Genomic DNA, 25,977 nt, shown 5'->3' on the forward strand with positions numbered 1-25,977 from the left:
CGGACAGGACGGTCAGGGCCGTTGGGGCGGATGCTACTCCCGTCGTCGTCCCCGTGAACACCACGTCAACACGGGTCCGGCGGGTGGCAACACTCCGAACGGCACCCCCCGGAGTGAGCGCGAGATAAGCGACCGACATAATGTCGGTCGTGGCGACAGCAACGACAGTAGAAACCGGGCACGCGCACCCGTCGGTCAACCGGCCGAACCTCACCAGCGTCGGAACCATCATCTGGCTGAGTTCCGAGCTGATGTTCTTCGCGGCCCTCTTCGCGATGTACTTCACCCTCCGTTCGGTGACCGGTCCGGCGCACTGGAAGCACATGGCCGATGCGCTCAATGTGCCCTTCTCCGCGACGAACACCACGATCCTGGTGCTCTCCTCGCTCACCTGTCAGCTCGGCGTGTTCGCCGCCGAGCGCGGGGACGTGAAGAAGCTCCGTGGCTGGTTCATCCTCACCTTCATCATGGGTGCGATCTTCATCGGCGGTCAGATCTACGAGTACACCTCGCTGGTGAAGGAGGACGGCATCTCGCTCTCCTCCGACCCGTACGGCTCGGTGTTCTACCTGACCACCGGCTTCCACGGCCTGCACGTGACGGGCGGTCTCATCGCCTTCCTGCTGGTCCTCGGCCGCACCTACGCGGCGAAGAGGTTCACCCACGAGCAGGCGACCGCCGCCATCGTCGTGTCCTACTACTGGCACTTCGTCGATGTGGTCTGGATCGGCCTCTTCGCCACGATCTACCTGATCAAGTAGCGGGGACCGCTCCCGCACATCCAGAAGCACCGACGCAGAAGATCCTGACACCGGGGTAATCCGTGAAAAAGCTCTCCGCACGACGACGCCATCCGCTGGCGGCGGTCGTCGTCCTACTCCTCGCGCTGGCGGCCACTGGGGGGCTGTACGCCGCGTTCGCACCCGCGGGCAAGGCGCAGGCCGATGATTCCGCCCAGTCCCTGACCATCAAGGAGGGCAAGAAGCTCTACGAGGTCGGCTGCGCCAGCTGCCACGGCACCGGTGGCCAGGGCTCCTCCGACGGGCCGAGCCTGGTCGGCGTGGGCGCCGCGGCAGTCGACTTCCAGGTGGGCACCGGCCGCATGCCGGCCGCCACCTCGCAGGGCGCCCAGGTCCCGCGCAAGAAGGTCGTCTACAACCAGACGCAGATCGACCAGCTCGCCGCGTACATCGCCTCGCTGGGCGCCGGCCCGAGCGTGCCGACCAAGCAGCAGTACGGTCCGGACGGCGCCGACATCGCCAAGGGTGGCGAGCTGTTCCGCACCAACTGCGCGCAGTGCCACAACTTCACCGGCAAGGGTGGTGCCCTCACCGAGGGCAAGTTCGCGCCCACGCTGGAGGGCGTCGACCCGAAGCACATCTACGAGGCCATGCAGACGGGCCCGCAGAACATGCCGTCCTTCCCCGACACCACGCTGTCGTCGAAGAACAAGAAGGACATCATCGCGTACCTGCACTCGGTCGACAGCAGCGAGACGACGAATCCTGGCGGTCTTGAGCTGGGCGGCCTCGGGCCGGTCAGCGAGGGTCTGTTCGCCTGGATCTTCGGCCTCGGCGCGCTGATCGCCGTCGCCGTCTGGGTCGCCGCTCGGACCGCAAAGGCCAAGAAGTCATGAGTAGCCAAGACATTCCAGAAGAGAACCTGCCCGCAGAGCAGGACCACGCACACGGCGCGGTAGGGATCGCGGACGAGGAGAACCCGTTCGCCGACCCCGGTCTGCCGCCTCACGAGCACCGCATCCAGGACATCGACGAGCGGGCCGCCAAGCGGTCCGAGCGGATGGTGGCCCTGCTGTTCACGGTGTCGATGCTGGCCACCGTCGGCTTCATCGCCTCGTACGTGGCGATCCCGCACGACAAGAACATCTTCGTGTTCCCGATCGGGCACATCAGCGCGCTGAACTTCGCGCTGGGCCTGACCCTGGGCGTGGCGCTGTTCTGCATCGGCGCGGGCGCGGTCCACTGGGCCCGCACCCTCATGTCCGACGTCGAGGTCGCCGACGAGCGTCACCCCATCGAGGCCTCCCCGGAGGTCCGTGCGAAGGTCCACGCGGACTTCCGCCAGGGTGCCGCCGAGTCGGTGATCGGCCGTCGCAAGCTGGTCCGCAACACGATGTTCGGCGCGCTGGCCCTGGTGCCGCTCTCCGGCGTCATGCTGCTGCGCGACCTCGGCCCGCTGCCCGGCACGTCCCTGCGCCACACGCTGTGGGCGAAGGGCAAGCGCCTGGTCAACATGAACACGAACCTGCCGCTGCGTCCCGAGGACGTCGCCGTCGGCTCCCTCACCTTCGCCAAGCCGGACGGCCTGGAGGAGACGCAGGAGGAGTTCCAGACGGAGATCGCCAAGGCCGCCCTGATGATCGTCCGGCTGCAGCCGGGCAACATCAAGGACAAGCGCGAGCTCGACTGGTCGCACGACGGCATCGTCGCGTTCTCCAAGATCTGCACCCACGTCGGCTGCCCGATCTCGCTGTACGAGCAGCAGACGCACCACGTGCTGTGCCCGTGCCACCAGTCCACCTTCGACCTCTCCGACGGTGCCCGAGTGATCTTCGGCCCCGCCGGCCACGCCCTGCCGCAGCTGCGCATCGGCGTGGACAGTGAGGGTTACCTCCAGGCGCTCGGCGACTTCGAGGAGCCCGTCGGTCCTGCATTCTGGGAGCGCGGATGAGTACTGCAGCGAACGAAACGCCCCGCTCTCGCGGGAAGGCACCGGCCGGCGAGCGCGTCGCCGACTGGGCCGACGGCCGGCTCGGGATCTACTCCCTGGCCAAGTCGAACATGCGCAAGATCTTCCCCGACCACTGGTCGTTCATGTTGGGCGAAGTGTGCATGTACAGCTTCATCATCATCATCCTGACGGGTGTCTATCTGACGCTGTTCTTCCACCCGTCGATGAACGAGGTGGAGTACCACGGCTCGTACGTCCCGCTGCAGGGACAGCTGATGTCCGAGGCGTTCAGCTCGACCCTGCACATCTCCTTCGACGTGCGCGGTGGTCTGCTCATGCGGCAGATCCACCACTGGGCCGCGCTGATCTTCCTCGCGGGCATGTTCGCGCACATGATGCGCGTGTTCTTCACCGGCGCGTTCCGCAAGCCGCGTGAGATCAACTGGCTGTTCGGCTTCCTGCTGTTCGTCCTCGGCATGTTCACCGGCTTCACCGGTTACTCGCTCCCGGACGACCTGCTCTCCGGCACCGGTGTCCGCTTCATGGAGGGCGCGATCCTGTCCGTGCCGATCGTCGGCACGTACCTGTCGTTCTTCCTCTTCGGCGGTCAGTTCCCCGGACACGACTTCGTCGCCCGGTTCTACTCGATCCACATCCTGCTGCTGCCGGGCATCATGCTCGGGCTGATGGTGGGCCACCTGATCCTGGTCTTCTACCACAAGCACACGCAGTTCGCGGGTCCCGGAAAGACCGAGAAGAACGTCGTCGGCATGCCGCTGCTGCCGGTGTACATGGCCAAGGCCGGAGGCTTCTTCTTCCTGGTCTTCGGTGTCATCGCGGCCATCGCGGCGGTCGCCCAGATCAACCCGATCTGGGCCATGGGCCCCTACCGTCCGGACCAGGTGTCCACCGGCGCCCAGCCCGACTGGTACATGGGCTTCTCCGAGGGCCTGATCCGCTTCATGCCGGGCTGGGAGATCAACTTCTGGGGCCACACGCTCGTCCTGGGCGTGTTCATCCCGCTGATGATCTTCCCGCTGGTCCTGGTGGCGATCGCGGTCTACCCGTTCATCGAGTCGTGGATCACCGGCGACAAGCGCGAGCACCACATCCTGGACCGCCCGCGCAACGCCCCGACGCGTACCGCGTTCGGTGTCGCCTGGATGACGGTCTACCTGACCCTGCTGATCGGTGGCGGCAACGACCTGTGGGCCACGCACTTCCACCTGTCGATCAACGCGGTCACCTGGTTCGTCCGGATCTTCGTCTTCGTAGGCCCGGTCGTCCTGTTCATCGTCACCAAGCGGATCTGCCTGGGTCTGCAGCGGCGTGACCGCGACAAGGTGCTGCACGGTCGCGAGACCGGCATCATCAAGCGGCTGCCGCACGGTGAGTTCATCGAGGTGCACGAGCCGCTCAGCCAGGAGCAGCTGCACACCCTCACGGCCCACCACCAGTACGAGCCGGCCCAGATCGGACCGGCGGTCGACGAGAACGGGGTCGAGCGCAAGATCCCGTCCTCGGAGAAGCTGCGGGCGAAGCTGTCCAACGCCTACTACGGCGAGGACAACCAGATCCCGAAGCCGACCGTCGATGAGTACAAGGAGATCACGAGCGGCCACGGCCACCACTGATCCCCGCGTCGCCACGCCACGCTGAAGGGCCCCGTCCGGGTTGCGGACGGGGCCCTTCGCCGTCTCCGGGGATCGATAGGGTGGGATCAACCACTGATTTGGTACGACACCCAGGAGCGGCTGATGAGCGCTGTGACCCCCGCTGGAGGCGACACCGCGGCGGGCCGCTCCTGGCCCGCCCTGCTGAACGGCCTGCTGGACGGGCACGACCTGTCCGCCGACGACACCGCATGGGCGATGGACCGGATCATGCGCGGCGAGGCGACCGACGCGCAGATCGCCGGGTTCGCGGTGGCGCTGCGGGCCAAGGGCCAGACGGTGGAGGAGATCACCGGTCTGGTCCGCACGATGTACGAGCACGCGAACGTGATCGAGGTGCCCGGCCGCACCGTCGACATCGTCGGCACGGGCGGCGACGGGGCGAAGACGGTGAACATCTCCACCATGTCCTCGCTCGTCGTCGCCGGCACGGGCGCGAAGGTCGTCAAGCACGGCAACCGGGCCGCGTCCTCGGCGTCCGGCTCGTCCGACGTCCTGCAGAGACTGGGCGTCAACCTCGACCTGACGCCCCGCCGGGTGGCGGAGGTCGCGGAGGAGGCCGGCATCACCTTCTGCTTCGCCGTGAAGTTCCATCCGGCGCTGCGTCATGTCGGCGCCGCACGCGGCCAGCTGGGCATCCGGACGGTGTTCAACCTGCTCGGCCCGCTGACCAACCCGGCGAAGGTGCGGGCGCAGGCGGTCGGTGTGGCCGTGGCGCGCGAGGCACCGATCGTCGCGGGGGTGCTGGCCGAGCGGGGCAACTCCTCGCTGGTCTTCCGGGGCGACGACGGCCTGGACGAGCTGACGACGACGTCCACCTCCCGGGTCTGGGTGGTCCGGGACGGCAAGGTCTCCGAGGAGTCCTTCGACCCCCGGGACGCCGGGCTCGACCTGGTCCCGGTGGAGGCGCTGCGCGGTGGCGAGCCGGCCCACAACGCGGAGGTCGCCCGCCGCCTGCTGGACGGCGAGCAGGGCCCCGTGCGCGACGCCGTCCTGCTCAACTCCGCGGCGGCCCTGGTCGCCCTGGACCCGACGGACGCCCCGCTCGCCGACCAGCTCCGCGCCGGCATGGCGAAGGCCGCGGAGTCCATCGACTCGGGCGCGGCGAAGCGGGTGCTGGAGCGCTGGGTGGCCGTCAGCAACGCGTGACACCGGGCGGCGTCCGCGGCTCAGGCCGCGGACGCGTTCGGGGCCGTCGGCCGCAGGGGGTGCGGGAGTAGAGTGAAGACGTGGTGGCTCTCCCGCGGCCGCTCCGGTTCGGCGCGCGGCGTCCGGGAGGACGGACCGCGAGGAGCGAGGCATGATCCACTCAGCCGATGTCCGCGAGTGGCGCAACCACGACGTGATCGACCCCAGGGGCCGCAAGATCGGAGCCCTGGAGGCGGTCTACGTGGACACCACCACCGACACACCCGCCATGGTGACCGTCCGTACCGGGATGCCGACCCGGCACCGGCTCGTCTTCGTCCCCCTCGACGAGGCGACCCTCGGGCCCGGCTACGTGCAGGTGGCCCATCCGCGCGGGCAGGTGCGGAAGGCGCCGTCCATCGGCGTGGACGACGTCCTGCCGGTCGAGCGGGAACACGAGATCTTCGAACACTACGACAGGCCCTACCAGGCCGGCGCCGACCAGGGGCGCCGTCTGGCGCGCGGCTGACCGGCCCGGTCGGAGGATGTGGTGACCATGGTGCTCTTCCTGCTCCTGATCATCGTGGCGATCATTCTGGGGCTCATCGGCGTGGCGGCGCACGGGCTGTCCTTCCTGTTGTTCGTCGGCGCGGTGGTCCTCGTCGCCGATCTGGTGCTGTTCGGTGTGCGCTGGTCGCGGCGGTCACGCCGGCACCACGTCGTCCGGTGACGGCGACGCCGGGCGGTGTCCCGCGATCCGGACACGGGTTGCGGGCCGCTGATCGGTTCGCGTAGGTTCCTGCCCAGGTCATGAGTGACAGTCATGAGGCCCCGGCCGACTGTCCGGCAACCCTCCGTCCGTGGCGGGGTGCCCCGGGTGAAGACCAGGTCGTAGGCAGCGAGGTCTACGGCAAGCGCGGACCCCTCGCGCGCTTCTGAGAGCGCGGGACCAGGGGTCCTGGTCGTTCGAGGGAGCCTTCCGTGAGCAAGCGAATGCGATAGGGCCGCAGAGCCCCGCCTCCGCATCCCCTTTTCCTTCACTTCACCGCGCTCGAGCCACGTCCGCTCGCGCGGTGGTGTCACCTTGCCCACGGGAGTTCACCCATGTCCGTCTTCACCGCTGCCGCCGATCAGTCCGTCTGTGCCCCGCTGGCCGTCCTGGGCCGGGACGTCACCGTCCCGCTCGTCACCGGCGGCGAGGTCACCTACGCCGCGCTCGACTACGCGGCCAGCGCCCCCGCCCTGCAGCGCGTCTGGGACGACGTCGCCGCCTACGCGCCGTACTACGGCAGCGTGCACCGCGGCGCCGGCTACCTCTCCCAGCTCTCCACCGACCTGTTCGAGAACGCCCGCGGGACGGTCGCCGACTTCCTCGGCTGCCGCGCCGACGACCAGGTGATCTTCACCCGGTCCACCACCGACTCCCTCAACCTCCTGGCCCGCGTCCTGCCCGCCGACTGCCAGGTCTTCGTCTTCGAGACCGAGCACCACGCGTCCCTGCTGCCCTGGCAGGACGCCCACGTGACCTGCCTCGACGCCCCGCGCACCCCGCAGCAGGCCGTGAAGACCCTGGAGCGGGCCCTCGCCGACCGCCCTGTGTCCATCGAAGGGGCCCAGCGCCCGGCCCTGGTGTGCGTCACCGGCGCCTCCAATGTCACCGGTGAGCTGTGGCCGGTGCGCGAACTGGCCGCCGCCGCCCACGCCCACGGCGCCCGGATCGTCCTGGACGCCGCCCAGCTGGCGCCCCACCACCCGGTGGACATCGGTGACCTGGACGTCGACTGGGTCGCCTTCTCCGGCCACAAGCTGTACGCCCCCTTCGGCTCGGGGGTGCTGGCCGGCCGCGCCGACTGGCTGCGCGCGGCCGAGCCGTACCTCGCGGGTGGCGGCGCCAGCCGCAAGGTCACCCGGCGCACCGACGGGGGAGTGGACGTGGAGTGGCACGAGAGTGCGGCCCGCCACGAGGCCGGCTCCCCGAACGTGATCGGCGCCTACTCCATCGCCTCGGCCTGCAAGGCCCTCACCGACGCCGGCTGGGACACACTGGTCGCCCGTGAGCAGCACCTGATCACCAGGGTCCGCGAGGGCCTGGCCGAGGTCCCGCAGGTCCGGATCCTCTCCCTCTTCGGCGACGACGCCCCGCGCGTCGGCGTCATCTCCTTCGTCGTCGAGGGCTGGAACAGCTCCCACTTCGCCGCCGCCCTCTCCGCCGAGTACGGCATCGGTGTCCGCGACGGCCTCTTCTGCGCCCACCCCCTGGTCCGCACCCTGCTCGGCACCGACCCGCAGACCCAGGGCGAGTGCGGTGCCCCCGAGGCGGCCCCCGGCGAGAAGTCCCTGAACGCCATCCGGGTCAGCTTCGGCGCGGGCACCCCCGACGAGCACGTCGAGCGCTTCGTGACCGCCGTGCGGGAACTGGTGACCCAGGGCGCGAAGTGGACGTACCGCACGGAGGACGGCCGCTGCGTCCCGGCCGTGTGACGGCTGGGCGAAGCACGGCGGACGGTGCCGCATACACTCCCCCAGGGCCTGTCTGACAGGCCCGGGCAGCAGTTGATCCAGGGGGAGCACCACGTGCACGCGCTGCGCGCAACCGACCCACGACGCGTCGGCCCGTACGAAGTCCTCGGCAGACTCGGCGCCGGCGGCATGGGCGAGGTCTACCTCGCCGAGTCGCGCACCGGACTCCGGCTCGCGGTGAAGGTCGTACGGACCGAGCACGCCGAGGACCGCACCTTCCGCGCCCGGTTCCGGCACGAGGTGCGCGCCGCACAGACCGTCGGGGGCGCCGGCACCTTCGCGGCCCGGGTCGTGGACGCCGACACGGAGGCCGAACGGCCTTGGATGGCAACGGAGTTCGTGCCCGGGCCGAATCTGCGCGACGCCGTCCTCGACCACGGCGCGCTGCCCGAGCAGGCGGTCCGCGTGCTCGCCGCCGCGCTCGGTGAGGCGCTCGCCGCCATCCACGCGGGCGGCCTGGTCCACCGCGACCTGAAGCCGTCCAACATCCTGCTCGGCCCGGACGGGCCCCGCGTCATCGACTTCGGGATCGTACGGGCCCTGGAGGCGACCTCGCTGACCCGCACCGGAGCCGTCGTCGGCTCGGTCGGCTACGTCTCCCCGGAGCAGATCCGTAACGGCGGCCAGGTCGGCCCGCCCAGCGATGTCTTCTCCCTCGGCGCGGTCCTCGCCTATGCGGCGGCCGGCCGGGAGCCCTTCGGCGAGGGCCAGGACTCGGTGATCCTGCTGCGCATCCTGACCCGTGACTTCGACCTGTCCGGCGTACCGGAGGGGACACGCCCGCTGGTGGCGGCCTGCCTGCACGAGGATCCGCTGAAGCGCCCGCTGCCGGCGGACGTGGTGGCGGGCGCCGGCTTCACCCGGCAGACCCTGCGCGTCGCCGTGCACCCCGGCTGGTACGGCCCCGCGGCGCGACCGCAGCCGGCCCCCGACCCCCGCCCCAGCGGCGTCGAGTACCTCGCCCCGGCCACGGAGCCACGGACCGCCGAACGTCCGCCCGCCGTACCCGCCACGCACACCACCGCCCTCTCCCAGCTCTCCCGTCCCCTCGGCCCCATAGCCCCCGGCCGGCGCCGGCTGCTGAAGGTCCTGGGCAGCGGGGCCGTGGTCGTGGCCGGGGCGGGAGCCGGTGACTGGCTCTGGCGGCGCATGACCACGGCGGAGAGCAGCGGCAGCTCGCCCGTGCAGGAACGGCAGGGGCGCATGGACGGCGTCGAGGGCACCAGCCGCTCCGCCGTGCTGCGCTGGCAGTACGACGTCGGTGGCATCGGCGGCCTGGACGGACCTTGCTGCGCGCTGTCCCCGGACGGCTCCGTCGTCTACGTCGGGACCTCGGGCGGCGTGCTGCACGCCGTCTCCCGCGACGGCTCCCGGCGCTGGAAGGTCCGGCTCGGCGACGACGTCGACACGCCCGTGGCGACCCGGCACGGTGTGTACTGCGTGGTCGGCTTCCACGCCGACGACGTCCGCCGGCTGACCGCCGTGAACCTGTCGGGCAGCCCGCAGTGGACGCACGAGCTCGGCGAGCAGGCGTACGCGGTCCCGGTCCTGCTCGGTGACGACGTGCTCGTCTCCGTCGGCGGCACGGACGCGGGCGGGCTGCGGCGCTACGCCGCCGACGGCAGCACCCCGTGGACCGTGAGGACCCCGGGCGGCCCTACCGGCGTCCCCGTCGTCGCGGACGGCGTGATCTACACGGGCAGCTACGGCGAGATGCTCCTGGCGTTCGACGCACGGGACGGCAGCCGCAGGTGGTCGGTGTCCGGCGGCGCCGACGCGACGGTCACCGCCCTGGCGGGCACCACCCTGTTCACCGACTCCGCGACCCTGCGCCAGGGCTTCCGCGCCGGGGACGGCCGGCGGCTGTGGCGCACGGAGGCGAACCGCGGCGCCCTGACCGCGGCCGGGCGCTCGCTGGCCGTCGGCACCGAGCAGGACTCCGTCTACGCCCTACGGGCGGCCGACGGCTCCGAGGCCTGGCACTGCTCCGTCGCGGGCGGAGGGGTGGCGCCCCGGACGGTGGTGGCCGACGGGACCGTGTACGCCCGGGCCGCGGACCGGGTGTGGTCCCTGGACCTGAACGGCCGCAAGCGCTGGAGCGCGTCCCTCGGCCACAGCGCCGGCGACGACCAGCACGACCCCGTCGTCCGCGACGGCCGTCTCTACGTACCCTCCGGCACCGGCATCGCCGCCGTGGACGTGAGCGGCTGAGCGGGTGCGTACCCGGTCTTCCCAGGTGTCCAGGCCGATCAGTTGTCCAGGCCGATGGCGAACGCGGCTTCCAGGTCGTGCTGGGAGTAGGTGCGGAAGGCGACGTGCGTGTCGGTGCCCTCGACGCCGGGGATCTTGCTGATCCGGCCGGGGATCACCTCGGCCAGGTCCTCGTGCCGGCTGACCCGGACCATCGCGATCAGGTCGTAGGTGCCGGTGACCGAGAAGACCTCGCTGACGCTGTCCAGCGCGGCGATCTGCTCCGCGATCTCGGGGATCCGGTCCACGCTGGTCTTGATGAGGACGATCGCGGTGATCACGGCTGGTTCTCTCCCTCGGGTGCCGGAGCTGGGGCGGACTTCACTCTAGTCGCCCGCCCGTCTCCCCCCACCGCCCCTCCGAGGCCGCGCTTCGCGCCTCTCCCCTTCCCGTACCGCGCCCACGCGTAGCCGAAGCCCAGACCGAAGCCGACCAGGTGGGCGAGGTAGGCCACGCCGGGCCCGTCGGAGGCGCGGCCCGCCGCGAACCACTGCAGGCCCGCCCAGAAGGGCAGCACCACCCAGGCCGGGAAGCGCAGCGGCACGAAGAACAGGAACGGCAGAAGACTGGTGACGCGGGCCCGGGGGAACAGGTAGAGAAACGCTCCGAGAACCGCCGAGATCGCCCCGGAGGCGCCGACCAGCGACTGCTCGGAGGTGGCGTTGGCGGCCGCGTAGCCCAGCAGGGCCAGGTAGCCGCAGCCGAGGTAGAAGAGGGTGAACTCCACCCGGCCCATCCGTTCCTCGGTCATCGCGCCGAAGACGAAGAGGAAGAGCATGTTGCCGAGCAGATGCACCCAGCTGCCGTGCACGAACAGGGCCGTCGCCGGCGTGAGGGCCTGCCGGGCCGGACCGTCGAACAGCTCCGCCGGGACCACGCCCCAGCGCCGGAAGTACGTCCGCTGCGCGGCGATCAGGGCGTCCCCGGTGCCGTAGCCCGGAGTCAGCCCGGAGGCCGGTCCCAGGACGAAGATCAGACCGCACAGGACGATGAGGCCGTACGTCATGGGTGCCGATGTGCTGCGTACCGCCCTGAGGGTCCGGCCGGCCGCCGTGCTCCAGTCGCTGATCATGAACACAGAGCATGACGTAACGGGACGCAAGCTGACAGAGCGCCTCGCCGCCGTGGACGGACCAGCGGCGACCAGGCGCCAGGCCGTAGGGTTACGAGCCACACGCGTCGGCCGGCGGCGCGGGAGCGAGAACGAGAAGGAAGCGGACTGCCACGATGACGGTTCCCCTGCCGACCGCTACGACCCGATGGCGCTGCACCCTCTGCGGCAACCTGACCCGGTTCGACGTGACCCGCTCGTCCAAGGTCGTCGAGTACGTCCACCTCGATCTGGCCGGTGAGCCGACGGTGGAGGAGCGCGAGGTGGTCAGTGAGACCATCGAGGCGGTGCGCTGCCGCTGGTGCAACGCCGTGGACCAGGTGGAACTCGTGGACAGGCCGGGCGCCGGCTCCTGAGCGGGACGGCCCGAAGAAGTGACGCTGCGGAAGTGACGCGGCAGAAGTGAAGTAGTGGGGTGTGACGGATGGTGGAGACCGCAGGCGGGGGGCCGGGCGACGGCACCGCTGAGGTGCTTGACCGTCCGCTGCCCGACGGAGTGCGCCGGCGGGTCGTGCAGATCGTCTCGGACGGCTTCGGCGGGCTGACCGTGGCGGAACTGCCCGCCCAGTTGCGGCAGTACGCCCGGTTCGCCCCCAACCGCCGGGCGAAGTTCGCCGGCAACGCCATGGCGGCGGCCCTGGAGACCGATCCGATGTTCCGGCAGCGGATCGGGGAGAAGTTCAGAGAGGCGCAGCCGGAACTCGCCGGCGCCCTCGACTCCGGCTCGCCGCCCCCGGCCGCGGATCCGCTCGACGTGGCGGCCGCGGCCTATGTACTGCGCCCCGCGGGCTGGGTGAAGCTCGTCACCGCGGCCGGCGAGGAGGCCCAGCGCGCGGACGCCGAGCGGGCGGACGAGGAGAGCCGGGCCGAGCTGGAGCGGCTGCGCGCCGAGCTGGCCCAGGCCCGCGACCACACCCGTGCCGAGAGCGAACGGCTGCGCGCGGAGCTGGACTCGGCGCGGAAGGAAGCGGAATCGCTTCACCGCAAGCTCCGTGCCGCCCTCAGCGATGTGAAGCGCGGCGAGGCCGCGCTGCGCAAGGTGCACGGCGAGATCGACGCCGTCCGCACCGAGGCGCAGGCGCAGGTGTCGGCCGCGGAGAGCGAGTCCCGCCGGCTCAAGGCCCGCCTGGGGGAGGCCGAGGCCACGCTGGAGGCTACCCGGCGGGCGGCCCGCGAGGGGCGCAGCGTGGAGGACATGCGGGTACGGCTGCTGCTCGACACCCTGCTGGACGCGGCCCAGGGGCTGCGGCGCGAACTCGCCCTGCCTCCGGTGTCCGTGCGGCCGGCCGAGACGGTCGACGCGGTCGAACCGGGACGTATGACCCCGAAGGACATCGCGGCCCGCGCCCTGTCCGAGCACGATCCGGCCGTCCTCGACCAGCTGCTCGCGCTGCCGCAGGTCCATCTGGTCGTCGACGGCTACAACGTCACCAAGACCGGCTATCCGCAGATGCCGCTGGAGAAGCAGCGCCTGCGGCTCCTCGGCCAGCTCTCCGCGCTCGCCGCGCAGACCGGCGCCGAGGTGACCTGTGTCTTCGACGGCGCCGAACTGGCCGCGCCGGTGCTGCTCGCGCCGCCGCGCGGGGTGCGGGTGCTGTTCTCCAAGCCGGGCGTGACGGCCGACGAGCTGATCCGGCAGCTGGTGCGCGCGGAGCCGCCGGGCCGTCCGGTGATCGTCGCCTCCACCGACCGGGAGGTGGCCGACGGGGTCGCCAGGGCGGGTGCCCGTCCGGTCGCCTCCGCGGTGCTTCTGAAGCGCCTGTCCTGAAGGTCCAACGGGCATATGCAATGCCCGAATTGGCCCTATCGTCACGCGACGTAGCGTCAACCGCGCCTCACTGCATGTGAGTCCTGTGCAAAGAATGCATTGCGTGACGGGATTTTTTGGTGTGAGGATTTGAACTGATCACAAGTGGGTCACTAGGGTCTGGGCTCGAACCTCCGAACGGGTGAACACTCACAAGAAGGAGTTCGTCCTCCGTGGCGTCCCACCGTCGACCCAAGCAGCAGAGTCGCGCCCGCGTGACCGTGCTGACCACCGCAGCCGCCGCTGCCGTCGTGCTGAGCGCGAACGCAGCCAACGCCGCGCCGAGCGAGAAGCTCAGCAAGGACCAGGTCAAGTCCAAGGTCGACAAGCTGTACGAGCAGGCCGAGCAGGCCACCGAGAAGTACAACGGCGCCAAGGAGAAGCAGCAGAAGCTGCAGAAGGAAATCTCCACCATCCAGGACAACGTCGCCCGCGGTCAGCAGGAGCTGAACAAGCTGCGCGACGGCCTGGGTTCGATGGCCACCGCCCAGTACCGCTCCGGTGGCATCGACCCCTCGGTCCAGCTCTTCCTGTCCTCCGACCCGGACGACTACCTGGACAAGGCCTCCACCCTCGACCAGCTGAGCAGCCAGCAGGTCGACGCGCTGAAGAAGATCCAGGACAAACAGCGCGAACTCGCCCAGGAGCGCTCCGAGGCCACCGAGAAGCTCAAGGACCTCGCGGCCACCCGTACGGAACTGGGCAACAAGAAGAAGGAAGTCCAGGGCAAGCTCGCCGAGGCGCAGAAGCTGCTCAACACCCTGACCGCCAAGGAGAAGGCGGAGCTGGCCGCCAAGCAGCAGCGGGCCGACCGCTCCTCCAGCGAGCGCGTCGACCTCGGCGACGCCCCGCCCGCCTCCGGCCGGGCCTCGGCCGCCTTCGCCGCCGCCCAGGCCCAGATAGGCAAGCCGTACGTCTACGGCGCCACCGGCCCCTCCTCCTTCGACTGCTCGGGCCTGACCTCCTACGCCTACGCCCAGGCCGGTGTCTCCATCCCGCGCACCTCCGAGGCGCAGGCCGGCATAGGCACCCGCATCTACAACCAGAGCGACCTCAAGGTCGGCGACCTGGTCTTCTTCTACGGCGACATCCACCACGTCGGCCTGTACGCCGGCAACGGCCAGGTGCTGCACGCCCCGCACACCGGCGCCGTGGTGCGCTACGAGGCGATGTCCGACATGCCGTTCCAGTTCGGCGTCCGGGTCTGAAACCTCCCGGGCGTCCACCCGGGTGCCGCCCGAACGGGCGAATCCCCGGGACCCGATCTGACTCCACGCCCCGCCGGTGACCTGCGTCAGCGGCGGGGCGTCAGCGTGCGTTGACCATGACGTCTTTGGCCGCACCCCTCCCGCACGGCTACTGTCTGCCGCGTTTCCCCGGCACCAGGGCCTCCCCGTCCCCGGCGCCGGGGGAGCTGTTCCTGTCCGTGAGCAGAAGGACTGCCGTGGGGTCCCATCGCCGCCTTGCACCGTCCGGATTCCACCGGCGGGCCGCCGCTCTGTGCGTGCTGTCCGCCACCGCCGCGCTCGGCGCCGTACCGGCGCACGCAACGCCGCACGGCGACACCCGGGCGGAGGTGGACCGTCTCTACACCGAGGCCGAGCAGGCGACCCAGGCCTACGACAAGGCCGACGAACGCGCCGGGGTGCTGCGCCGCGAGGTGCGTGACGCCCAGGACCTCATCGCCCGCCGACAGCAGCGCGTCAACACCCTGCGCGAGCAGCTCGGTTCGCTGGCCGGTGCCCAGTACCGCTCCGGCGGGGTCGACCCGGCGGTCGCGCTGCTCTTCTCCGACGACCCGGCCGACTACCTCGACAAGGCCGCCACCCTCGACCGGATCGGCGCCCAGCAGGCCGGTCAGCTCCGGGAGTTGCAGTCCGCGATGCGGGAACTCGCCCAGGAGCGCTCGGAGGCGGCCGGGAAGCTCGCCGAGCTGGAGCGGAGCCGCAAGGCCGTCGCCGCGCACAAGAAGACGGTGGAGACGAAGCTCGCCAAGGCCCGCAAGCTGCTCGACGCGATGTCCGCCGCCGACCGCGCCGCCTACGGCCGGGCCTCGCGCTCCGACGGCTCCGACCGCCTCGACCTGCCCGGCCTGACCGGTGCCGTCGCCCCCGACGCCCGCGCGGCCGCCGCGGTGGCCGCCGCCCGCTCCGCCCTCGGCCGCCCCTACGTGTGGGGCGCCAACGGGCCCTCCGGCTTCGACTGTTCGGGACTGATGCAGTGGTCGTACGGGCACGCCGGCGTCCATCTGCCCCGCACCTCGCAGGAGCAGCGCTTCGCCGGCCGGCGGGTCCCGCTGTCCCAGGCCCGCCCCGGTGACCTCGTCGTCTACCGCTCCGACGCCAGCCACGTGGGGATGTACGTCGGCAACGGCCAGGTCATCCACGCGCCCTACCCGGGGGCCGCGGTGCGCTACGACCCGGTCGGGATGATGCCCATCTCCTCGGTCACCCGGCCCTGACATCCCTCCCGCGCGCCGTACGATCGAAAAATGGCTGATCGGCGACGGGCACGGCGGGCAGGGCGCGGGGGAGCCGCGGCCATGGGTCTCTGTCTGCTGCTCCCCCTGACCGGGTGCGGCGGGGGCACGGCGGCCGACTCCGCGCGGGTCCAGGTGCAGCACGTGCTCGACCGGCGGGCGGCGGCCCTCCTGCGCCACGACGAGACGGCCTACGGGAAGACGGGCACCCGGGCCGAGTACACCCGGCTGCGCGCCCTCCCCCTGGCCGCCTGGACCTACCGCGTCAGCGGCGTGCACCGCACCGCCACCGGCGCCACCGCCGACGCGGACCTCAGCTACCGCATCACCGGCTACGACAAGGCCCCGGTCGACGCCCAGCGCACCCTCACGCTCGGCCGCGCGGCCGACGGGACGTGGTACGTCACCGCCGACGAGCCCGCCCGGCAGACCGGGCAGCAGCTGTGGGACCAGGGGCGGGTGACCGCGGTGCGGGGCGCGCACAGCCTGGTGCTCGGCGCCGGGCAGCGCGCCGCGGACCTGAGGACGTACGCCCGGCTGGCCGACCGCGCGGTCCCGGCCGTCTCCCGGGCCTGGGGCACGGACTGGACCGGCCGGGTCGTCGTCCTCGTCCCGCGGTCCCTGCAGGGCATGGCGGGGCTGCTGGGCTCGCCCGCCTCCAACTACCGGGGCATCGCCGCGGTCACCACCGGCGAGGCGGGGGGTTCCGGGCGGGCGCCCGCGGACCGGGTGGTCGTGAACCCGGAGGCGTACGCGGTGCTCGGGGACGTCGGCAAGCAGGTGGTGCTCACCCACGAGACCACGCATGTGGCCACCCGCGCGCACACCGACGCCGCGACCCCGCTGTGGCTGTCCGAGGGCTACGCGGACTGGATCGGCTACCTCGGCACCGGCCGCACCCCGCCGGACGCCGCGCCGGAACTCGCCCGCGCCGTGAAGGACGGCCGGCCGCCCGCGGCGCTGCCCACCGACAAGGACTTCGGCTTCACCAGCGAGCCGAGCGAGCTGGCCCGGGCCTACGAGGGCGGCTGGCTGGCCTGCCGGATGATCGCCGACCGCTGGGGCACGGCCCGGCTGGGCGCCTTCTACCGGGCCGTCGGCACCCATCGGCAGCGGGCGGGAGCGGTCGAGGACGCGCTGAAGAAGGTGCTCGGGACGACGCCGGGGGCGTTCACCGAGCAGTGGCGCCAGTATGTCGGGACGCAGCTCGGCTGAGCGTGCCGATGGCCTCGCGCAGCCACTCCCGCTCCGCCGTCCCCGTGGCCCGGGCGACCCGCAGCATGCCCTCCCGGAACAGGTCCCCGGCCTCCTCCGCGCGCACCGGCTCGCCCCTGCGGTAGAAGAAGCTGGACGGTGTCTCCAGGAAGTCCAGCCGGCGGCGCAGTACGGCGGCCTGCTCGGCGGGGTCGGTGAGGTGGCGCAGGAAGGCCAGCACCGTGTGGTAGCGGACCTGGTCGGTGATCTCGGCCTCCTTCGGGCTCCGCAGCCGCTCCAGCAGCTCCGCGCGGCCCCGCTCGGTCAGCGACAGCACCCGGCGCGGGGCGGCGCTCGCACCGTCCTCGGTGCGCTGGTCGAGCAGTCCGGCGGCCAGGAGCCGGTTGATGGCCGGGTAGAGCGCGCCGTCGCTGACCGGGCGCACATGCCCGCTCAGCGCCTTGATGCGTTCCTTCAGCTCGTACCCGTGCAGCGGCTCGTCGGCGAGAAAGCCGAGGATCGACAACTCCAGCACGCGGGTTCCTCCTTGCGGGGCGACACGCACCCATGCTAGCTCTTATCGAGCTACCTCGAAACGAGGTAGCTCGAAAAGGGGGAGCTCGGATGAACAGCCACGGCACACATCACCGCACACAGCTCATAGCCCTCGCCCACCCCGTCTACCTCTCGCTGCTCGCCTCGGTCGCCTCGGGGATCATCAACACCGTCTGGGTCTCCCGGCTCGGCGGCGCCGCCGTCGCCGCCGTGGCCTGCGCCACCAACACCGAGAACGTGCTGCTCGGCGTCGCGCTGGTCTTCGCCTCCGGCACGACCGTGCTGGTGGCCCACGCCCGGGGTGCCCGCGATGCGGCCGCCGTACGGGCCGCGGTGCGCGGCGGCTGGGCGCTGTGCGCACTGGTCACGCCCGTGGTCGCGGCGGGCGGCTACCTGCTGCGCGAGCCACTGGCCCGCCTGGTCCTCGGCGGCGACGCACAGGCGGCCCGCCTGGCCACCGCCTACTTCGCGATCTCCCTGCCGGGCACGGCCGTCTTCTTCGCCCAGCAGCTCGTCGACGGCCTCCTCAAGGGCGCCGGCGACACCCGGACCCCCATGCGGCTCGCCCTGTCGGCCAACGGCCTGATCCTGCTGTGCGACCCGCTCCTGATCCACCGCTACGGCGTCCCCGGCGCCGCCGCCTCCACCGTGCTGTGCCGCTGCGCCGCCCTCGGAGCCGGCCTGTACGCCCTGCGCCGCACCGCCCTGCTGCGCGACTCCGCCCGGGTCCGCCCCGCCACCACGCTCCCGGCCGCCCTGCGCCGCACCCTCACCACCGGGCTGCCCATGTCCGCCGACTTCACCGTGCGACAGGGCGGGGCGCTGGCGCTGGTGGCGATCGTGGCCCGGCTCGGGGTGACCGCGGTGGCCGCCTACGCCATCGCCTACAAGGTCATGTACGTCGCCACCATGGCCTTCTACGCCGTGCGGCAGGCCGCCGCGATCCACACCGCCCACACCCGGGGCGCGGGCGAGGACCGGCGGCGGGACATCGGCCGGCAGGCCGTACTGATCTCCGGGGCCCTGGGGCTCACGGCCGCCGTCCTGTTCGCCCTCGCCGCCCCCTGGATCACGGCCGCGTTCGGCGCCGGACCGGACGTCGCCCGCCAGGGCGTGCTGTTCCTGCGCTGCATAGGCCCGTACCTGCTGCTGATGGCCTGCTTCATCGCGCTCGGCGGAGTCTTCGAGGGCAGCGGGGGAGCACCCGCGCTGCTCCGGGTCACCCTGCTCGGCACCGCCGTCCAGCTGCCGCTGGCCCACGCCCTGTCCGGACTCGGCCTGGCCGGGATCTGCCTGGCGCTGGCGCTCGCGATGGCCGTGCAGTGCGCGGCCGTGGCACTGCTACTGCGCCGGACCCGGCGTCAGGAGGAGACCGGCGTCTGTCCGGTGGCGGCCGGCTGAGCGGAGAAGGGCTCGGTCACCGCCGCCGGGACGGTCGAGCGCCACAGCCGGCGGGCCGCCGTGAGTGTGGCCATGAGCAGCAGCCCGTTGCGCACCACCAGCAGCAGGACGCCGTACACGTCGCTCACCACCACGTGCGTGAAGCCGATCGGGAACTCCAGGACCGTCGCGAACGACGCCGCCACCACCAGCAGCGCGGGCGCCGCCATCCGGCTCGCCCGGTACGACAGGCACACGGCGCCCGTGCCGACCAGCCACACCAGGTACTGCGGGCTGATCACCCGGCTGGTGACCGTGAACAGCAGCACCGCCGTGAAGGCCGCGTCGGCGAGGGTGTGCGGACCGACCCGGGTGGCCCGCAGCCGCCACAGCAGCAGCCAGCCGAGCGCGCCCGCGGTCAGCGCCAGCGCGGCCCGGCTGACCAGGTCCACGTACGGGCCGACGAACTCGACCGACCCGTAGTTCAGCAGCATCTCGCCCTGCCAGCCGAAGTGCCGGGCCACATGGAAGACCAGGGCGCCCAGCGACTCCACCTCGGTGCCCCGGTCCCGCTGGAAGGCCAGGAAGGCGAAGGCGCCCGGCATCGACACCGCGAACAGCGCCACCAGGCCGGCCGCGGTCACCACCGCCGGCCCCCACGCCCTGCGCCGGACGTCACCGACCAGCAGCAGCGCCGGCCACACCTTCAGCAGCGCCCCGAAAGCGGTGAGCGCACCCCGCACCCACGGATGCCGGGCCCCGGCCAGCAGCGCCGCCACGGCCACCGCGGTCACCATCACGTCGTAGCGGGCGTACACCGTGGGGCCGAGCAGCGGCACGCCCGCCACCCAGACCCAGGCCCCGCGCGGCGACCGGCCGGGACGCCCGCCCGCGTACCGCAGGAGGGCCAGGACGGCGAGGTCCGCGAGGAACGCCAGGACGAAGAAGGCGTGCGCGTAGGACAGGAAGGGCAGGGCGGCGGGGGAGAGGACCGCGAGGGCGGCGGCGGGCGGGTACTGCCAGGTCACGTCGTCCAGCGGGAACGTTCCCTGGCGCAGCACCTCGTACCAGCCGCGGTAGATCACCGACACGTCCAGGGTGACGTCCGGGCCCGGGAAGGCGATCACTCCGAGAACGAACAGCAGAAGCAGCACCCGGGTGACGCCCCAGACCGCGAGCAGCCGCGCCAGGGACCGCCGGCCGGCCTTGGTCTCCACGTGATCCCCTGTCCTTCGGTTCCCGCTGCGACGTCCGCGCCGCGGGACCATGATGTCCCGCCCGGCTGCGTGCTTCCACAGACCCGGCCGCGCCCGGGGCGAACGGCCGATTCGGTAGGGTCGGCGGCGATGCACAAGACCCTGATCGTCACCAACGACTTTCCGCCCCGGCCGGGCGGCATCCAGGCCTTCCTGCACAACATGGCCCTGCGCCTGGACCCCGGCCGGCTGGTCGTCTACGCCTCCACCTGGAAGCGCGGCCGGGAAGGCGCGGAGGCCACGGCCGCGTTCGACGCCGAGCAGCCCTTCACCGTCGTACGCGACCGTACGACCATGCTGCTGCCCACCCCGCAGGCGACCCGGCGGGCGGTGGAGCTGCTGCGCGAGCACGGGTGCACCTCGGTGTGGTTCGGGGCGGCGGCACCGCTCGGTCTCATGGCGCCAGCGCTGCGCAGGGCCGGTGCCGAGCGGCTGGTGGCCACCACCCACGGCCACGAGGCCGGCTGGGCCCAGCTGCCGGCGGCCCGGCAACTGCTGCGCCGCATCGGGGAGTCGACGGACACGATCACGTATCTGGGCGAGTACACCCGCTCCCGCATCGCCACCGCGCTGACGCCCGAGGCGGCCGGGCGGATGGTGCAGCTGCCGCCCGGGGTCGACGAGAAGACCTTCCATCCCGGCTCCGGCGGCGACGAGGTCCGCGCCCGCCTCGGCCTCACCGACCGCCCGGTCGTCGTCTGCGTCTCCCGTCTCGTCCCGCGCAAGGGCCAGGACACGCTGATCCGGGCCATGCCCCGCATCCTCGCCGCCGAGCCGGACACCGTGCTGCTCATCGTCGGCGGCGGCCCGTACGAACAGGACCTGCGCCGCCTCGCCCGGGAGACGGGCGTGGCGGCCTCGGTCCGTTTCACCGGCGCCGTCCCCTGGTCCGAGCTGCCCGCCCACTACGGCGCGGGCGACGTCTTCGCCATGCCCTGCCGGACCCGGCGGGGCGGCCTGGACGTGGAGGGCCTCGGCATCGTCTATCTCGAGGCCTCGGCCACCGGCCTGCCGGTCGTGGCGGGCGATTCGGGCGGCGCCCCGGACGCGGTGCTGGACGGGGAGACGGGGTGGGTCGTCCGGGGCGGCGACCCGGCAGCGGCGGCCGACCGCATCGCCCCCTTGCTCGGGGACCCGGAGCTGCGCCGCAGGATGGGCGAGCGGGGCCGCCGGTGGGTGGAGGAGAAGTGGCGCTGGGACCTGCTGGCGGAGAAGCTCAAAACCCTCCTCTGAAACCTCGCGTCGGCTCTAGGCGGAACCGGAAAATCCGCACATGCTGCGCACATGACAGCAAAACTGATGCAGCGTCAGCTGAGTAGACGTCAGATACTGGGCACGATCGCCCTCCAGACCGCCGCGACGGCAGGTTTCCTCCGCGTCGGTCTCCAGTCCGCGCAGGCCGCCGAACCGGCCGCCGTCGACAACGCCCCGGCCGTCGTCATCGGCTCCGGCTACGGCGGCGCCGTAGCCGCCCTCCGCCTCGGCCAGGCCGGCATCCGCACCCTCGTCCTCGAAATGGGCCGGCTGTGGAACACCGCCGGCGGCGACGGCAAGGTCTTCTGTTCCACCGCCGCCCCCGACCAGCGCTCCATGTGGTTCCGCACCCGCACCGAGGCCCCGCTCGCGACCTTCCTCTGGCTGGACGTCGTCAACAAGGCCATCGGCCCCTACCCGGGCGTCCTGGACCGCGTGCACTACGACCACATGTCCGTCTACCTCGGCCGTGGCGTCGGCGGCGGCTCCCTCGTCAACGGCGGGATGGCCGTCACGCCCCTGAAGTCCTACTTCGCCGAGCAGTTCCCGGCCGTGGACGCCGACGAGATGTACGGCACCTACTACCCCCGCGCCCGCGCCATGCTCGGCGTCAACACCATCGACCCGGCCTGGTTCGAGTCCACCGACTGGTACCGCTTCACCCGGACCTCCCGGAAGGCCGCCGCCAACGCCGGGCTGAAGACCACCTTCGTGCCGAACGTCTACGACTTCGGCTACATGCAGCAGGAGGCCGCCGGCACGGCCACCAGGTCCGCGCTCGCCGGCGAGGTCATCTACGGCAACAACCACGGCAAGCGCAGCCTGGACAAGACCTATCTGGCCGCCGCCCTCGGCACCGGCAACGTCACGATCCACACCCTGGAGAAGGTGAAGTCGGTCAGCCGGGCCGGCGACGGGTCGTACCTCCTCACCGTCGACCGGATCGACACCACCGGCGCGGTCGTGGAGACCAAGCAGTACGCCTGCACCTACCTGTTCCTCGGCGCCGGCAGCGTCGGCACCAGCGAACTCCTCGTCCGCGCCCGGGACACCGGCGCCCTGCCCGACCTGGACGCCGCCGTCGGCGCGGGCTGGGGCCCCAACGGCAACACCATGCTCGGGCGCGCCAACCACGTCTGGGACACCGTCGGCGCCGACCAGGCCACCATGCCGGTGATGGGCATCGACGACTGGGCCAACGCCGACAACCCGGTCTTCGCCGAGATCGCCCCGCTGCCCATGGGGTTCGAGCACTGGATCAGTCTCTACCTGGCGATCACCAAGAACCCCGAACGGGCGTCCTTCACCTACGACTCCGCCTCCGGCGCGGTGAAGCTCGGCTGGCGCCCCGACCAGAGCGCGGTCTCGGTGGCCATGGCCAAGAGGCTCTTCGACCGGATCAACCTGGCCAACCTCACCATCTACCGGTACGACCTGTTCGGTTCCAGCAGCAAGGTCTTCGCCGACGACTTCACCTACCACCCGCTGGGCGGCTGCGTCCTGGGCCGGGCGACGGACGACTACGGCCGGGTGAAGGGGTATTCGAGGCTGTACGTCACCGACGGCTCGCTCGTGCCCGGCAACATCGGCGTGAACCCGTTCGTCACCATCACCGCGCTCGCCGAACGCACGATGGCGCGGGTCCTCGCCGAGGACACCGCGCCATGACGCGTCGCAGGAAGGGGGCCTACTTGGCGTAGATCGCCTCGATCTCGTCCCCGTAGTCCTTCGCCACCACGTTCCGCTTGAGCTTCAGCGACGGGGTGAGGTGGCCCGACTCCTCCGTGAACTGGGAGGACAGAATGCGGAACTTCCGCACCGATTCCGCCTTCGACACCGCGGCGTTGCCGTCGTCGACCGCCGCCTGGATCGCCGCGTGCAGATCCGGGTCGTCCTTCAGCGACGCCGCGGTGGCACCCGCGGGCTTGCCGTGCTCGGCGGCCCAGCGGCCGAGGAACTCCTCGTCGATGGTGACCAGCGCGCCCACGAACGGCCGCCCGTCGCCCACCACCATGCACTCCGCGACCAGCGCGTGCGCCCGGATCCGGTCCTCGATCACGGCCGGCGCCACGTTCTTGCCGCCCGCCGTGACGATGATCTCCTTCTTCCGGCCGGTGATCCTGAGGTAGCCGTCCTCGTCCAGGGTGCCGATGTCACCGGTGTGGAACCAGCCGTCGGCCAGCGCTTCGGCGGTCGCGCCCGGGTTGTTCCAGTACTCCTTGAACAGGTGCTCGCCGTGCAGCAGCACCTCGCCGTCGTCCGCTATGCGCACCACCGAGCCCGGCAGCGGCTGCCCGACCGTGCCGATCTTCTGCCGGTCCCACGGGTTGAACGCCGTCGCCGCACAGGACTCGGTCAGGCCGTAGCCCTCCAGCACCGTGAAGCCGATGCCCCGGAAGAAGTGGCCGAGCCGCTCGCCGAGGGGGGCGCCGCCCGAGATGGCGTACTCGCCCCGGCCGCCGAGGACCGCGCGCAGCTTGCTGTAGACCAGCCTGTCGAAGACCTTGTGCTTGACCTTCAGGCCGAACGACGGGCCGGAGGCGCTGTCGAGCGCCTTGCTGTAGGCGATCGCGGTGTCCGCCGCCTTGTCGAAGATCGCGCCCTTGCCGTCCGCCTGCGCCTTCGCGCGCGCCGAGTTGTAGACCTTCTCGAAGACGCGCGGGACACCGAGGACGAGCGTCGGCCGGAAGGCGGCCAGCTCGTCGGTGAGGTGCTTGATGTCCGGGACGCAGCCCAGCTTGATCGGCGCCATCATCGGCGCGATCTGCACGAGCCGCCCGAAGACGTGCGCGAGCGGCAGGAAGAGCAGCACCGAGCACTCACCCGTGCGGAACAGCGGGCGCAGCCGCTCCACGATGTTGCCGCACTCGGCGAAGAAGCTGCGGTGGGTGAGGACACAGCCCTTGGGACGGCCGGTCGTGCCGCTCGTGTACACGAAGGTCGCCGGGTCGTCGGCCTTGGCGAGCGAGCTGCGCTCCTCCACCGTCTCGTCCGACACGTCCTGCCCGAGCCGCGCCAGCTCCTCCAGGCCACCGGCCTCGATCTGCCAGACGTGCTTCAGCGCGGGCAGCGACTCGCGCACCGACTCGACGGCCGCGGCGTGGCCGTCCAGTTCCACCACGCACGCGGTCGCGCCCGAGTCGGACAGGATCCACTGCACCTGCTCCGGCGAGCTGGTCTCGTACACCGGCACGGTGACCGCGCCCGCGCTCCAGATCGCGAAGTCCAGCAGCGTCCACTCGTAGCGGGTGCGGGACATCAGCGCCACCCGGTCGCCCGGCTGCACCCCGGCGGCGATGAGGCCCTTGGCGGCGGTGTGCACCTCGGTCAGGAACTGCCGGGCCGTCACGTCCTGCCAGGCTCCGCCGACCTTGCGGGCGATGACGGCGACGTCGGGATGCTGCGCGGCGTTTCTGCGGACGATGTCGGTCAGGTTGCCGTCCGCAGGGACCTCGTACAAAGCCGGAAGGCTGAACTCGCGCAAGACTGCTGCTCCTCATAGGGCGCCGGCGCCACGACGTTGTGCGATGCGACGGTGCGGTCCAAGGCTCGGGCTGGTGCTCGGGGCTTCGGTGGTTGAAATCCTGAGCACGACTGGACTGCCCGGACGTTACCCGCCGGTATGGCGTCTACGACAGGGGGTCCGGACCAGATGTTCGCTGCGTCACACACGGGGGCGTTCCTCCGCGCACAGTAGTCCACGGCCGAACCGACCGGCGAGTAACCGCAGGCCGGACGGACACTGTTCACCTCCACCGCACACGCCTACGCTTGATCACCATGGCATCCACACCCTCCGGAAACCGAAGCGCGCAGAACCGGCGGCCCGGAGGCCGCTTGACGCGCGTCCACGTGGTCAGCGACGTGCACGGCAACGCCCGGGACCTGGCCCGGGCCGGCGAGGGTGCCGACGCCCTGATCTGCCTGGGCGACCTCGTGCTCTTCCTCGACTACGCCGACCACTCGCGCGGCATCTTCCCCGACCTGTTCGGCAAGGAGAACGCCGACCGGATCGTCGAGCTGCGCACCGCCCGGCGCTTCGAGGAGGCCCGGGAGTTCGGCGCCCGGCTGTGGGCCGGCATTGGCACCGACCGGGCGATGGCCATCGAGAAGGCGGTGCGCAAGCAGTACGCCGAGATGTTCGCCGCGTTCCCCACCCCGACGTACGCCACCTACGGCAATGTCGACATGCCGGCCCTGTGGCCGGAGTACGCCCGGGCCGGCACCACCGTCCTCGACGGCCAGCGGGTGGAGATCGGCGGCCGGACCTTCGGCTTCGTCGGGGGCGGCCTGCGCACCCCGATGCGCACGCCGTACGAGATCGGCGACGAGGAGTACGCCGCGAAGATCGAGGCCGTCGGCGAGGTCGACGTGCTGTGCACGCACATCCCGCCGGAGGTCCCCGAGCTGGTCTACGACACGGTCGCGCGCCGCTTCGAACGCGGCAGCCGCGCCCTGCTGGAGGCCATCCGCCGCACCCGGCCGCGCTATGCCCTCTTCGGGCACGTCCACCAGCCGCTGGCGCGCCGGATGCGGATCGGTGCGACCGAGTGTGTGAACGTGGGGCATTTCGCCGGTACCGGACGGCCCTGGGCGCTGGAATGGTGACGGGCCGCCGATGGGGACGGGGTGAAGGCAGCAGGTCGGCGGCGCGGTAGCCTTCACGCTGCACACACGTG

The 25,977-nt window shown here is 71.6% G+C and carries 23 protein-coding genes and 1 riboswitch; of the genes, 18 read left to right on the top strand and 5 right to left on the bottom strand.

Features of this window, described 5'->3' with window-relative positions; all coding sequences use genetic code 11:
* The first annotated feature begins 140 nt into the window (after positions 1 to 140).
* The 9 genes from ACIHEJ_RS12435 (at position 141) to ACIHEJ_RS12475 (ending at position 10,223) form a co-directional block, all read left to right on the top strand.
* Positions 141 to 761: a heme-copper oxidase subunit III gene (locus ACIHEJ_RS12435; protein ID WP_366017117.1), complete on the top strand. Its 621-nt coding sequence runs from the start codon at positions 141 to 143 to the stop codon at positions 759 to 761.
* A 62-nt stretch (positions 762 to 823) separates the two neighbouring features.
* Positions 824 to 1,636 (top strand): c-type cytochrome, encoded by an 813-nt coding sequence (locus tag ACIHEJ_RS12440; protein WP_400134598.1) that lies wholly within the window; start codon positions 824 to 826, stop codon positions 1,634 to 1,636.
* Entirely contained in the window at positions 1,633 to 2,691 is a 1,059-nt protein-coding gene (locus ACIHEJ_RS12445; RefSeq protein ID WP_400134599.1) for a Rieske 2Fe-2S domain-containing protein, read from the top strand. Before ACIHEJ_RS12440 ends, ACIHEJ_RS12445 begins: the two co-directional genes overlap by 4 nt.
* Positions 2,688 to 4,325 carry a cytochrome bc complex cytochrome b subunit gene (locus tag ACIHEJ_RS12450; protein ID WP_400134601.1) on the top strand — a complete coding sequence of 546 codons (1,638 nt, stop codon included), beginning with the start codon at positions 2,688 to 2,690 and terminating at the stop codon, positions 4,323 to 4,325. Before ACIHEJ_RS12445 ends, ACIHEJ_RS12450 begins: the two co-directional genes overlap by 4 nt.
* 123 nt (positions 4,326 to 4,448) lie before the next feature.
* Positions 4,449 to 5,513 (top strand): anthranilate phosphoribosyltransferase, encoded by a 1,065-nt coding sequence (trpD, locus tag ACIHEJ_RS12455; RefSeq protein WP_400134603.1) that lies wholly within the window; start codon positions 4,449 to 4,451, stop codon positions 5,511 to 5,513.
* A gap of 151 nt (positions 5,514 to 5,664) precedes the next feature.
* Positions 5,665 to 6,021: a PRC-barrel domain-containing protein gene (locus tag ACIHEJ_RS12460; RefSeq protein WP_400134604.1), complete on the top strand. Its 357-nt coding sequence runs from the start codon at positions 5,665 to 5,667 to the stop codon at positions 6,019 to 6,021.
* A gap of 21 nt (positions 6,022 to 6,042) precedes the next feature.
* Entirely contained in the window at positions 6,043 to 6,222 is a 180-nt protein-coding gene (locus tag ACIHEJ_RS12465) for a hypothetical protein (RefSeq protein ID WP_400135152.1), read from the top strand.
* 76 nt (positions 6,223 to 6,298) lie between these two features.
* A riboswitch (SAM riboswitch) is annotated at positions 6,299 to 6,415 on the top strand.
* A 181-nt stretch (positions 6,416 to 6,596) separates the two neighbouring features.
* Entirely contained in the window at positions 6,597 to 7,973 is a 1,377-nt protein-coding gene (locus ACIHEJ_RS12470; RefSeq protein WP_400134606.1) for an aminotransferase class V-fold PLP-dependent enzyme, read from the top strand.
* A gap of 93 nt (positions 7,974 to 8,066) precedes the next feature.
* Complete coding sequence (locus ACIHEJ_RS12475; protein ID WP_400134608.1) at positions 8,067 to 10,223, top strand: PQQ-binding-like beta-propeller repeat protein; 2,157 nt, start codon at positions 8,067 to 8,069, stop codon at positions 10,221 to 10,223.
* Between the two features lie 38 nt (positions 10,224 to 10,261).
* Here ACIHEJ_RS12475 and ACIHEJ_RS12480 read toward each other — a convergent pair whose 3' ends face one another.
* Entirely contained in the window at positions 10,262 to 10,543 is a 282-nt protein-coding gene (locus tag ACIHEJ_RS12480; RefSeq protein WP_400134610.1) for an Lrp/AsnC family transcriptional regulator, read from the bottom strand.
* Positions 10,540 to 11,334 (bottom strand): rhomboid family intramembrane serine protease, encoded by a 795-nt coding sequence (locus ACIHEJ_RS12485; RefSeq protein ID WP_400134612.1) that lies wholly within the window; start codon positions 11,332 to 11,334, stop codon positions 10,540 to 10,542. Before ACIHEJ_RS12485 ends, ACIHEJ_RS12480 begins: the two co-directional genes overlap by 4 nt.
* Before the next feature lie 155 nt (positions 11,335 to 11,489).
* Between ACIHEJ_RS12485 and ACIHEJ_RS12490 the strand changes: the two genes are divergently transcribed.
* From ACIHEJ_RS12490 to ACIHEJ_RS12510, 5 genes are all read left to right on the top strand, one after another.
* A complete protein-coding gene (locus tag ACIHEJ_RS12490) occupies positions 11,490 to 11,729 on the top strand; it encodes a hypothetical protein (protein ID WP_400134613.1) in 240 nt (79 codons plus the stop codon).
* Positions 11,730 to 11,797: 68 nt separating this feature from the next.
* Positions 11,798 to 13,141, top strand: coding sequence for an NYN domain-containing protein (locus ACIHEJ_RS12495; protein WP_400134615.1), 1,344 nt, complete (start codon positions 11,798 to 11,800; stop codon positions 13,139 to 13,141).
* A 212-nt stretch (positions 13,142 to 13,353) separates the two neighbouring features.
* Complete coding sequence (locus ACIHEJ_RS12500) at positions 13,354 to 14,388, top strand: NlpC/P60 family protein (RefSeq protein ID WP_400134617.1); 1,035 nt, start codon at positions 13,354 to 13,356, stop codon at positions 14,386 to 14,388.
* 236 nt (positions 14,389 to 14,624) lie between these two features.
* Positions 14,625 to 15,641, top strand: coding sequence for an NlpC/P60 family protein (locus ACIHEJ_RS12505; protein WP_400134619.1), 1,017 nt, complete (start codon positions 14,625 to 14,627; stop codon positions 15,639 to 15,641).
* A gap of 81 nt (positions 15,642 to 15,722) precedes the next feature.
* Positions 15,723 to 16,874, top strand: a complete 1,152-nt coding sequence (locus ACIHEJ_RS12510; protein ID WP_400134621.1) for a hypothetical protein — start codon at positions 15,723 to 15,725, stop codon at positions 16,872 to 16,874.
* On the opposite strand, the gene ACIHEJ_RS12515 is transcribed toward ACIHEJ_RS12510, so the two are convergent.
* Positions 16,831 to 17,388, bottom strand: a complete 558-nt coding sequence (locus tag ACIHEJ_RS12515) for a PadR family transcriptional regulator (protein ID WP_400134623.1) — start codon at positions 17,386 to 17,388, stop codon at positions 16,831 to 16,833. The two genes, ACIHEJ_RS12510 and ACIHEJ_RS12515, sit on opposite strands and share 44 nt — an antisense overlap.
* Positions 17,389 to 17,477: 89 nt before the next feature.
* Here ACIHEJ_RS12515 and ACIHEJ_RS12520 point away from each other — a divergent pair, with 89 nt between their 5' ends.
* The gene (locus ACIHEJ_RS12520) at positions 17,478 to 18,809 is read left to right on the top strand and encodes an MATE family efflux transporter (protein WP_400134625.1); all 1,332 of its coding nucleotides are present in this window, start codon (positions 17,478 to 17,480) and stop codon (positions 18,807 to 18,809) included.
* Here ACIHEJ_RS12520 and ACIHEJ_RS12525 read toward each other — a convergent pair.
* Positions 18,770 to 20,005, bottom strand: coding sequence for a glycosyltransferase 87 family protein (locus tag ACIHEJ_RS12525; RefSeq protein ID WP_400134626.1), 1,236 nt, complete (start codon positions 20,003 to 20,005; stop codon positions 18,770 to 18,772). The genes ACIHEJ_RS12520 and ACIHEJ_RS12525 overlap by 40 nt on opposite strands.
* Positions 20,006 to 20,134: 129 nt before the next feature.
* On the opposite strand from ACIHEJ_RS12525, the gene ACIHEJ_RS12530 reads away from it, so the two are divergent.
* Positions 20,135 to 21,277 carry a glycosyltransferase family 4 protein gene (locus tag ACIHEJ_RS12530; protein ID WP_400134629.1) on the top strand — a complete coding sequence of 381 codons (1,143 nt, stop codon included), beginning with the start codon at positions 20,135 to 20,137 and terminating at the stop codon, positions 21,275 to 21,277.
* Positions 21,278 to 21,328: 51 nt separating this feature from the next.
* The gene (locus tag ACIHEJ_RS12535) at positions 21,329 to 22,966 is read left to right on the top strand and encodes a GMC oxidoreductase (protein ID WP_400134630.1); all 1,638 of its coding nucleotides are present in this window, start codon (positions 21,329 to 21,331) and stop codon (positions 22,964 to 22,966) included.
* Between the two features lie 19 nt (positions 22,967 to 22,985).
* Here the strand turns inward: ACIHEJ_RS12535 and ACIHEJ_RS12540 are convergent, their stop codons facing one another.
* Positions 22,986 to 24,782, bottom strand: a complete 1,797-nt coding sequence (locus ACIHEJ_RS12540; RefSeq protein WP_400134632.1) for an AMP-dependent synthetase/ligase — start codon at positions 24,780 to 24,782, stop codon at positions 22,986 to 22,988.
* Between the two features lie 296 nt (positions 24,783 to 25,078).
* Between ACIHEJ_RS12540 and ACIHEJ_RS12545 the strand changes: the two genes are divergently transcribed.
* Complete coding sequence (locus ACIHEJ_RS12545; RefSeq protein WP_400134634.1) at positions 25,079 to 25,906, top strand: metallophosphoesterase; 828 nt, start codon at positions 25,079 to 25,081, stop codon at positions 25,904 to 25,906.
* The last annotated feature ends 71 nt before the right edge of the window (positions 25,907 to 25,977 follow it).

Origin of the sequence: Streptomyces sp. NPDC052301 (genome assembly GCF_044593395.1) — a bacterium.
GTDB lineage: Bacteria > Actinomycetota > Actinomycetes > Streptomycetales > Streptomycetaceae > Streptomyces.

Excerpts from the sequence above, each read along its gene's own strand:
- ACIHEJ_RS12470 (WP_400134606.1), top strand. The coding sequence starts at position 6,597 with ATGTCCGTCTTCACCGCTGCCGCCGATCAGTCCGTCTGTGCCCCGCTG.
- ACIHEJ_RS12460 (WP_400134604.1), top strand. The coding sequence starts at position 5,665 with ATGATCCACTCAGCCGATGTCCGCGAGTGGCGCAACCACGACGTGATC.
- ACIHEJ_RS12450 (WP_400134601.1), top strand. The coding sequence starts at position 2,688 with ATGAGTACTGCAGCGAACGAAACGCCCCGCTCTCGCGGGAAGGCACCG.
- trpD (WP_400134603.1), top strand. The coding sequence starts at position 4,449 with ATGAGCGCTGTGACCCCCGCTGGAGGCGACACCGCGGCGGGCCGCTCC.
- ACIHEJ_RS12485 (WP_400134612.1), bottom strand. The coding sequence starts at position 11,334 with ATGATCAGCGACTGGAGCACGGCGGCCGGCCGGACCCTCAGGGCGGTA.
- ACIHEJ_RS12435 (WP_366017117.1), top strand. The coding sequence starts at position 141 with ATGTCGGTCGTGGCGACAGCAACGACAGTAGAAACCGGGCACGCGCAC.
- ACIHEJ_RS12495 (WP_400134615.1), top strand. The coding sequence starts at position 11,798 with ATGGTGGAGACCGCAGGCGGGGGGCCGGGCGACGGCACCGCTGAGGTG.
- ACIHEJ_RS12510 (WP_400134621.1), top strand. The coding sequence starts at position 15,723 with ATGGGTCTCTGTCTGCTGCTCCCCCTGACCGGGTGCGGCGGGGGCACG.
- ACIHEJ_RS12520 (WP_400134625.1), top strand. The coding sequence starts at position 17,478 with ATGAACAGCCACGGCACACATCACCGCACACAGCTCATAGCCCTCGCC.
- ACIHEJ_RS12530 (WP_400134629.1), top strand. The coding sequence starts at position 20,135 with ATGCACAAGACCCTGATCGTCACCAACGACTTTCCGCCCCGGCCGGGC.
- ACIHEJ_RS12445 (WP_400134599.1), top strand. The coding sequence starts at position 1,633 with ATGAGTAGCCAAGACATTCCAGAAGAGAACCTGCCCGCAGAGCAGGAC.
- ACIHEJ_RS12545 (WP_400134634.1), top strand. The coding sequence starts at position 25,079 with ATGGCATCCACACCCTCCGGAAACCGAAGCGCGCAGAACCGGCGGCCC.
- ACIHEJ_RS12535 (WP_400134630.1), top strand. The coding sequence starts at position 21,329 with ATGACAGCAAAACTGATGCAGCGTCAGCTGAGTAGACGTCAGATACTG.
- ACIHEJ_RS12490 (WP_400134613.1), top strand. The coding sequence starts at position 11,490 with ATGACGGTTCCCCTGCCGACCGCTACGACCCGATGGCGCTGCACCCTC.